8 protein-coding genes and 1 pseudogene are annotated in these 9,115 nt (G+C 65.3%); 6 read left to right on the top strand and 3 right to left on the bottom strand.

The window, feature by feature from the left end; all coding sequences use genetic code 11:
- The first annotated feature begins 105 nt into the window (after positions 1–105).
- Positions 106–999 (top strand): carbohydrate kinase family protein, encoded by an 894-nt coding sequence (locus QZL63_RS06115; protein WP_022308447.1) that lies wholly within the window; start codon positions 106–108, stop codon positions 997–999.
- A 57-nt stretch (positions 1,000–1,056) separates the two neighbouring features.
- Here QZL63_RS06115 and QZL63_RS06110 read toward each other — a convergent pair whose 3' ends face one another.
- Positions 1,057–2,256: a dicarboxylate/amino acid:cation symporter gene (locus QZL63_RS06110; protein WP_022308446.1), complete on the bottom strand. Its 1,200-nt coding sequence runs from the start codon at positions 2,254–2,256 to the stop codon at positions 1,057–1,059.
- Positions 2,257–2,305: 49 nt separating this feature from the next.
- Between QZL63_RS06110 and QZL63_RS06105 the strand changes: the two genes are divergently transcribed.
- Both QZL63_RS06105 and QZL63_RS06100 read left to right on the top strand, forming a co-directional pair.
- Complete coding sequence (locus QZL63_RS06105; protein ID WP_022308445.1) at positions 2,306–3,079, top strand: radical SAM protein; 774 nt, start codon at positions 2,306–2,308, stop codon at positions 3,077–3,079.
- A 107-nt stretch (positions 3,080–3,186) separates the two neighbouring features.
- Positions 3,187–3,945, top strand: a complete 759-nt coding sequence (locus tag QZL63_RS06100; protein WP_290586223.1) for a YaaA family protein — start codon at positions 3,187–3,189, stop codon at positions 3,943–3,945.
- Positions 3,946–3,957: 12 nt separating this feature from the next.
- On the opposite strand, the pseudogene dxs reads toward QZL63_RS06100, so the two are convergent.
- A pseudogene (gene dxs, locus QZL63_RS06095) lies at positions 3,958–5,903 on the bottom strand (1-deoxy-D-xylulose-5-phosphate synthase).
- 168 nt (positions 5,904–6,071) lie between these two features.
- On the opposite strand from dxs, the gene pyrH reads away from it, so the two are divergent.
- From pyrH to frr, 3 genes are all read left to right on the top strand, one after another.
- Positions 6,072–6,779 carry a UMP kinase gene (gene pyrH / locus QZL63_RS06090; RefSeq protein ID WP_022308443.1) on the top strand — a complete coding sequence of 236 codons (708 nt, stop codon included), beginning with the start codon at positions 6,072–6,074 and terminating at the stop codon, positions 6,777–6,779.
- A gap of 32 nt (positions 6,780–6,811) precedes the next feature.
- Positions 6,812–7,393 carry a TlpA family protein disulfide reductase gene (locus QZL63_RS06085; protein ID WP_022308442.1) on the top strand — a complete coding sequence of 194 codons (582 nt, stop codon included), beginning with the start codon at positions 6,812–6,814 and terminating at the stop codon, positions 7,391–7,393.
- A 65-nt stretch (positions 7,394–7,458) separates the two neighbouring features.
- A complete protein-coding gene (frr, locus tag QZL63_RS06080; RefSeq protein WP_022308441.1) occupies positions 7,459–8,016 on the top strand; it encodes a ribosome recycling factor in 558 nt (185 codons plus the stop codon).
- 86 nt (positions 8,017–8,102) lie between these two features.
- Here frr and QZL63_RS06075 read toward each other — a convergent pair.
- Positions 8,103–9,115, bottom strand: a 1,013-nt coding sequence (locus QZL63_RS06075; RefSeq protein WP_290586219.1) for an alpha/beta hydrolase, incomplete at its 5' end; no start/stop codon positions are given.

Here is a 9,115-nt window from a genome sequence, read left to right as displayed (position 1 = left end):
GGCCTTCTGAATCGACCTGCCCAAACCCTTTTGACAAAATGCCGGACTCGAATCTGAAAAAGGCCTCTTGACGGATCTTTCCCGTAAACTTCAAACAGATACGAAATGAAAAACGATCAGGTTGTCGGCATCGGAGAGGCATTGTGGGACATGCTGCCCGAAGGCCGCAAAATCGGCGGAGCTCCCGCCAATTTCGCCTACCACATGTCCCAGTTCGGGCTCGAGGCCACGGCGGTGAGTGCCGTCGGCCGCGACCCGTTGGGCGACGGGATCGTCGCGGAGTTCGACGCCCGGGGGCTGCACCACGACCTGGCCCGGGTCGAATACCCCACGGGAACCGTGGAGGTCTCGCTCGATGCACAGGGCATCCCGTGCTACGACATCCGGACCGAGGTCGCCTGGGACCACATCCCCTTCACCGCCGGGCTGCAGCGGCTGGCCGCAAAGACACGCTGCATCTGTTTCGGATCGCTGGCACAGCGCAACCCCGACTCGAGGCGGACCATCCAGCGGTTCCTCGACGCCATGCCCGAAACGTCGCTGCGGGTTTTCGACATCAACCTGCGGCAGCAGTTCTACGGCCGGGAGGTGGTCGAAGAGTCGCTCGGAAGATGCAACATCCTGAAAATAAACGACGAGGAGATCGTCATTCTGTCACGGATGTTCGGACTGCCGACGGACATGACGGAGGCCGGACTGGCCCTGAAGCGGCAATACGCCCTGCAGGAGGTCATCCTGACCTGCGGCACCCGGGGGAGCTACGTCTTCCACGACCGGGGCATCTCGTTCCTCCATACGCCGCAGGTCGAGGTGGCCGACACGGTCGGGGCCGGCGACTCGTTCACGGCGGGATTCTGCGCCTCGCTGCTGCGGGGCTGTCCGATTCCCGAGGCCCATGCCCGGGCGGTTGCCGTCTCGGCCTATGTCTGCTCGCAGCACGGGGCCATGCCCCGCCTCCCGGAGGAGTTGCTGCAGGACAGGGCACCGGAACTCGGGTAAGCGGAACACCCGAAAAACGAAGGGCCGGAACCTTTCGAGGTTCCGGCCCTTTGCCGATTACGGCTCCGGCATGGCGCCGGGTTCTCCCTTCGGGGAGCGCCTTTTCATCCGCCGGTCCACGGCATCGACGATCACGGCCACGGCTCCGTCACCCGTGACGTTCGCGGCCGTGCCGAAGCTGTCCATCGCAATGTAGGTGGCGATCATCAGGCCGCACAGCGCCTCGTCGAACCCGAGCATCGACTCCAGCAGCCCCAGGGCCGCCATGATAGCCCCGCCCGGCACCCCGGGAGCCGCCACCATCGTCACCCCGAGCAGCAGAATGAAGCCGGCGAAGGCCGAACCCGGGAGGTCGAGCCCGGTCAGCATCGCGACGGCCAGGGCGCATGCCACGATCTTGAGCATCGATCCCGACAGGTGGATCGTGGCGCAGAGCGGGACGACGAACGACGCCAGTTCGGGACGCACGCCGAGACGCAGCGTCCGTTCGAGCGTCACGGGGATCGTCGCGGCCGACGATTGCGTCCCGAGTGCCGTGACATAGGCCGGGAGCATCACACGCAGCAGACGGAGCGGATTGCGCCGCGCCACAAGGCCCGCCACGGCGAACTGGAAGAGCAGCAGCACCACCGTCAGGCAGAAGATGACGACGATCAGTTTGACAAAGACCCCGAGCACGGCGGCCACCTGCCCCGCGCGGGCCATGTGGAGAAAGATGCCGAAGATATAGAACGGCAGCAGCGGGAGGATGACCCCGCCGATCACCGCCTCGATGATCCGCTTGAACTCGTCGGCCGCGGCCTTCAGCCGCCTTCCCTGGACACGGGCGATGCCTAGCCCCAGCATGAAAGCGAGGATCAGGGCCGACATGACATCCATGAGCGGCGGCATGGCGACCGTGAAGTAGGGCGAGAGTTGCGCCCCGTTCTCGGGGAGGGAGGCCGAAGCGCCCTCGAGCAGCACGGGGAAGAGCGCACGCCCGGCAAAATAGGTACCGAACCCAGAGACGAGCGTGAATCCGTAGGCCAGGGCAGCGGTCAGCGCCAGAAGCCGTCCGGCACCGCGTCCCAGGTCGGCGATGCCGGGCGCCACGAGTCCCAGAATCAGCAGCGGGATGACAAAGGCCAGGAACTCCCCGAACAGGGCATTGAACGTCAGCGCGATCCGCACCGTCCAGTCGGGCAGAAACAGACCGCCGAGAATGCCCGCGGCAATGGCCGCAACCACCCGCGGCAACAAACCAGTTTTTCGCTTCATCGAAGAACGATTTTTGTAAAGGTATGAAAAAAATCCCTATTTTTGCCGTATGACAGCGCTTTATCACGACATCATCTACGGCCCGGTCCACTCCCGCCGGCTGGGCCTCTCGCTCGGGGTCAATCTGTTGCCCACCGAGTCGAAGCTCTGCTCGTTCGACTGCATCTACTGCGAATGCGGCTGGAACGCCGAGCATCCGGGCGGCCGACGTTTCAATGCCCGCGAGGAGGTGCGCACACACCTTGCCGGGGCGCTCTCCCGCATGGCCGCCGAGGGGACGCCGCCCGATGTCATCACCTTCGCCGGGAACGGCGAACCGACGCTCCATCCCGATTTCGAGGCGATCATCGACGACACGCTCTCCCTGCGTGACGCCCACTGCCCGGGGGCGAAGGTCTCCGTACTCTCGAACGCCACGCAGATCCACCGCGAGGAGGTCCGCCGGGCCCTGTTGCGCGTGGACAACAACATCCTGAAACTCGACTCGGCCTTCGACGCCACGGTGCGGCGGATCGACAACCCGCAGAACCCCGCCTATGCCGTCCGAGACATCGTCCGGGAGATGAAGCGCTTCGAGGGGCGCATGATCCTGCAGACGATGTTCCTGCGCGGAGTCTGCAACGGGGAGCCGGTAGACAACACCACGGAGGAGGAGGTGTCGGCCTGGCTGCGGCTCGTCGAGGAGATCCGCCCGCAGAAGGTGATGGTCTACTCGCTCGACCGCGACACGCCCTGCCCGACGCTCGAGAAGGTGCCACGCGAAGAGCTACAGGCGATCGCCGCCCGCGTCGAAGCGCTCGGAATCCCCTGTCCGGTGGCATAAGTCCCGCAAATCCGGGGCCACACCCCGCCGAGAGGGTCCCGGTCCCCGAAAACCCCAAGGCCCGGCCGCAACGGCCGGGCTCCGAACTCCGTCGAACGATCCCACGCATGCAAATCCTCATCTCCTGCGCCAAGACCATGGCCGCGGCGAGCGACATCGCCCTGCCCGCGGCAACCGAAGCCCCGTTCCGTGCGAAGGCCGAACAGACGGCCCTCCAACTGGCCGCTCTCACCACCGACGAGCTGGCCCGCCTGCTGCGGGTCAATCGCACGATCGCTGCGGAGAACCGCCGGCGCTACCTCCACTTCCACGACACGCCCCTGCTGCCGGCCATCGCCGCCTACACGGGCGTAGTCTTCAAGCACATCGACCCGGCCGGCTTCTCGACCGACGACTTCGCCTACGCCCAGCAGCACCTGAACATCACCTCGTTCCTCTACGGACTGCTGCGCCCGCTCGACGCCATCCGCAGCTACCGGCTCGAGGGCGACGCCGTACTGCCCGGACCGGACGACCGCACGGTCTTCGCCCGGTGGCCCGAGCGGCTGACCGACCTGCTGATCGACCGCGTACGGGCCGACGACGGCATTCTGGTGAACCTGGCCAGCGCCGAGATGAAGCGCCTCTTCGACTGGCGGCGCGTGCGGCGCGAGGTACGGGTCATCACGCCCGAATTCCGCGTCCGCGAAGGCGGACGGCTCAGAACGATCGTGGTATACACGAAGATGTGCCGCGGCGAGATGACGCGCAGCCTGATCCGCGAACGGATCTCCGACCCCGAGACATTGCGGGGATTCGAATGGGAGGGATTCCAGTATGATGCGGCGCTCGGCCGCGGCGACGACTGGACCTTCGTCCTGCAGTAGTTCCCTGCGGGATTACGCCCCGCAGGCACAGGACGACCGTCCGGCTTCGAGCAGCACCCGGAGGATCGACTCCTCGTCGTAGCCGCAAAGCGCATGCAACTGAGCCGGCGTGCCGTGCTCAACCCACTGGTCGCCGATGCCCAGCGACTCGACGCGGACATCGTATCCGCGTTCGTTGAAGAAGGCGGCGACCGCCTCGCCGACCCCGCCGCGCAGGGCCCCGTCCTCGACAGTGACCACGTGGCGGAACCTGCGGCCCACCTCGTCGAGCAGCGTCTCGTCGAGCGGCTTGACAAAGCGCAGGTCGTAATGCGCCGTCTGCACGCCCTCACCGGAGGCCCGGCCGACGGCTCGCGCCGCGGCATTTCCCACCGTGCCGATGCTCCCGCCGCGCCCTTCCCCCCCGCCCCCATGCTCAACCCCGCCACGTCGCAGCCCTCGCGCAGGCAGCGGCCCCGCCCGACGGGCAGCGCCTCGAACGCCGCGCCGCGCCAGGCTACCCCCTCGCCGCAGCCGCGCGGGTAGCGGATCATGAAGGGATGTCCGAACCGGAAAGCCGTATACATCATGTTGCGCAGCTCGCGTTCGTCCATCGGCGCGGCGATCGTCAGCCCCGGCACGGGGGCGAAGGCGGCCATGTCGAAAACCCCGTGGTGCGTCACGCCGTCCTCGCCGACCAGACCGCCCCGGTCGAGGCACATCACCACCGGGAGGTCCTGGATCGCCACGTCGTGGATCACGTTGTCGTAAGCGCGCTGCATGAAGGTCGAATAGATGTTGCAGAAGGGGATCATCCCCGCGGCGGCCAGGCCGGCCGAGAAGGTGACGGCGTGGCCTTCGGCGATCCCGACGTCGAAACAGCGCTCGGGCATCTCGCGCATGAGGATGTTCATCGAGCAGCCCGACGGCATGGCCGGCGTGATGCCCACGACCCGGGTGTCGAGGCGGGCCAGGTCGAGCAGCGTCTCGCCAAAGACATCCTGATAGCGGGCGGGGCCGCCCTTCGAAGCGATCCGCTCGCCCGTGTCGGGATTGAAGCGTCCCGGGGCATGCCACACCGACTGATCGTGCTCGGCAGGCAGGTAGCCCTTGCCCTTGACCGTCATCACGTGCAGCAACTTCGGCCCCCCGATGTCGCGCAGCGAGCGGAGCGTCCGCACCAGCTGCCCGAGGTCGTGGCCGTCCACGGGTCCGAAATAGCGAAAATTGAAGCTCTCGAAGAGATTGCTCTTGTTGAGCAGCCCCTGCTTGACGGCGTTCCCCGCCATACGGCAGAGATGCAGCAGCCGGGGCGTGCGCGACAGGGCCGTCCACAGCCGCTGCTTCATGCGGTTGTAGCGTCCGGAGGTCGAGATCTTGAGCAGGTAGTTCTTCAGCGCCCCCGTAGCCTGGTCGATGGCCATGTGGTTGTCGTTGAGAATCACCAGCAGGTCGGTGGACTGGTCGGCCCCGGCGTTGTTCAGCCCCTCGAAGGCCAGGCCGCCGGTCATCGAGCCGTCGCCGATGACGGCCACCACCTTGCGCCGCTCGCCCCGGAGCGAAGCGGCCTTGGCCATGCCGTAGGCCGCCGAGATCGACACCGAGGCGTGCCCTCCGCCGAAAGCGTCGTATTCGCTCTCGGCCATACGCGGAAAGCCGCTGATGCCCCCCAGCTGACGCTTGGTGCGGAACGCCTCGAAGCGGCCCGTGATGATCTTGTGGGCATAGGTCTGGTGGCCGACGTCCCACACGATGCGGTCCTCCGGCGTATCATAGACATAGTGCAGCGCCGCAGCCAGCTCGACGGCCCCCAGGCTGGAGGCCAGGTGGCCCGGATTGACCGAGCACTCCTCGATGATATAGCGTCGCAACTCGTCGCAATAGGCATGCAACTCTTCCGGCGCGAGCTTCTTGAGCTCACGCGGCGAGGAGACCCGACGCAACAGTCCGTATTCTTTCGCTTTGTTCTCTTCCGCCATTTTACACACTCCCTGCCTTGGGGCCGGCAAAGATAGCATACCGCAGGCGCTCCGCCAAATTTTCCCGGGCATCGCCGCCGGTGCGCTATTTTCCGTAAAGGTAGTCATTTCTTGCGAATTTTTTCGAAAATTTTCCTATCTTCGCATTGCGATACAACCCTTCGAAACATGAAATACAAGCGAATACTCCTGAAATTGAGCGGAGAATCGTTGCAGGGCGAACAGAAATACGGACTTTCGCCCGCCGTGCTGCAATCCTATGCCGAACAGATCCGCGACGCCGCCGCGTCGGGCGTGCAGATCGGAATCGTCATCGGCGGCGGAAACATCTTCCGCGGCCTGAGCGGCGCCAAGCGCGGCTTCGACCGGGTGAAGGGCGACCAGATGGGCATGCTTGCCACGGTCATCAACTCGCTGGCGCTCCAGTCGGCGCTCGAGGACAACGGCGTACGCTGCAAGGTCCTCACGTCGATCCGCATGGAGCCCATCGGCGAATACTTCTCCAAAGCACGTGCCATCGAATACCTCGAGGCGGGCTATGTCGTCATCATTGGCGGAGGCACGTCGAACCCCTACTTCACGACCGACTCGGCTTCGGCCCTGCGCGGCATCGAGATCGAGGCCGACGTGCTGCTCAAGGGCACGCGCGTGGACGGCGTCTACACGGCCGACCCCGAGAAGGACCCGACGGCCACCAAGTTCGGCGAGATCACCTTCGAGGAGGTGCTCGAGCGCAGGCTCAAGGTGATGGACCTCACGGCCTTCACGCTCTGCCGCGAAAACGGGCTGCAGATCATCGTCTTCGACATGGACACCGAAGGCAATCTCGGCAAGGTCCTTGCCGGTGAACCGATCGGCACCCTGGTCAAGGCCTGACGGGGAGGCGCACAAAAAAAACGAAACGACCTATGGCAAGAAAAAAGAAAAGCAACGGGCAACTGTGGGTGATGCTGGCGCTGATCGTCATCATCATCGCCGTGATCGTCCTGCTGCCCTCGTGCGGCAACCGCAGCGCAAAGGGCGGCGCATCGCAGAGCGACAGCACGACGCTGGTCAAGGTCGGAGACCCGGCCCCGGACTTCTCCGTCGCCCTGTTCGACGGTTCGCACCTGACGCTCTCCGAGCTGCGGGGCAAGGTCGTGCTGCTCAACTTCTGGGCCACGTGGTGCCCGCCCTGCCGTCAGGAGCTGACCCGCGTACAGAAAGACCTGATCGACCGCTTCGCGGGCCGCGACTTCCTCTTCCTGCCCGTCTCGCGCGGCGAGAAGCGCAGCGACGTGGCAGCCTTCCGCGAGAAGACGGGATACACCTTCCCCATGGGACTCGACTCGACGCGGACGATCTACGACCGCTATGCCACCAACTTCATCCCGCGCAACTACCTGATCGACCGCGACGGACGGATCATCACCGCCACAATCGGCTACTCGCCCGAGGAGTTCGACGAGCTGATCGCGGCCATCGAACGGGCCCTGGCCGGAAAGGAATAGCCCTGAAGATCGGGGCTTGAACCTCCGGAACCGACACAACAAACAAACAAAAATAGCAGAAATCCATGGATACCAAGACCATTCTCAACGACGCATCGAACCGCATGCAGAAGGCCATCGACCACCTCGAGGAGGAGCTGCTCAACGTACGTGCCGGCAAGGCATCGCCCAACGTGCTCAACGGCGTGATGGTGGACTACTTCGGATCGCAGGTGCCCGTATCGGGCGCTGCCAGCGTCACCGTACCCGACGCCAGGACCATCCTCATCCAGCCGTGGGACAAGAAGATGCTGCGCCCGATCGAGAAGGCCATCATCGACTCGAACATCGGCCTCACCCCCTCGAACAACGGCGAGACCATCCGCCTGACGATTCCGCCCCTGACCGAGGAGCGGCGCAAGGAGCTGGTGAAGCAGGTGCGCAGCGAAGCCGAAACGGCCCGCATCAGCCTGCGCAACGCCCGCCGCGATGCCGTTGAAGCCTTCAAGAAGGCCCAGAAGGAGGGCATGCCCGAGGACGAATCGAAGGACGGCGAGACCCAGACCCAGAAGATGCTCGAGAAGTTCACCAAAACGCTCGACGAGATCCTCGCCAAGAAGGAGAAGGAGATCATGACCGTGTGATCCCGTCCGCAGCAATCCGGAACAGAGGACGACCGCTCCGTTTGGGGCGGTCGTTCTCTGTTTGGGTACACACGGCGGCAGGCTGTTTACTTCCCAAGAGCGCAGATCCAGGCGGCCAGATCGGCGAGGACCTCGGGGGAGACGGTCTGTTCGATCGTCTCGTATTCGGCGACATCGCCCGTCGTGCAGAGCTGGAAGAGGTGGTTCAGGCCCGGGTACTCCTTCACGGTGAGTGTCGGCGACTCCCCGAGCAGCCGGCGGGCGGCCCCGAGGTTCTCCACAGCATCGACCTGATGGTCCAACGACCCGTTCAGCGCCAGCACGGGACGGCTGCCCGCGGCACGAATCGCATCCGAGGGGTCATGCGTCAGGAAATGATAGACCCACGGCGAGGCGGCGGCGCTGTCGAGCACACGGAGGAGATTCAACCGGAGCGGCTCCGGCACCCGCTGCCCCTCCATCCCGGCTGCCAGAGCGGCCTTCAACTCCGGAAGACGCGCTGTGAGGTCGGCCTGCGGGACAGAACACAACGTCTCGTAGCACTGCTCCAGCAGGCGGCAGCAGGCCTCGACCGTCGCGTCATCCAGCCCCTGGCTCTCCATCAGGCGACGATTCTGGAGCAGGCTCAGCCGCCCGCCCGGCACCAGAGCGCCGGCCAGCGAGACGACGAACGAAACGGCGGGCTCGGCCGCGGCGGCCATGAAGGCAATCGTTCCGCCCTCGCTGTGTCCGAGGATGCCGCACTTCGCCCTATCCAGCCCGGGCTGCGCGGCGAGGAAGTCGAAAGCCCCCAGTGCGTCGAGCGCAAAATCGGCCGTCGTGGCATCCCCGGTCAGCGCCCGAAGTTCCTCCTCCGAGGTTCCGAACCCGCGGTCGTCGTAGCGCAGCACGGCGATGCCCCGCCGGGTCAGGAAGTCGGCGATCACCAGGAAGGGTTTATGCCCGAAGAGCTCCTCGTCGCGGTTCTGCAGTCCGCTGCCCGTGACAAGCACAAGGGCAGTCCGCGGCGGCACCGAATCGGGAAGCGTCAGCGTTCCGGCAAGCGTCACACCCCCGGCGCGCGAGGGGAAAGAGACCTCGCGGCTGCTGTAGGGAAAGG

Source organism: Alistipes sp. CAG:268 (genome assembly GCA_000434235.1).
Lineage (GTDB): Bacteria > Bacteroidota > Bacteroidia > Bacteroidales > Rikenellaceae > Alistipes > Alistipes avistercoris.
This window is presented reverse-complemented; position numbering and strand designations above follow the sequence as displayed.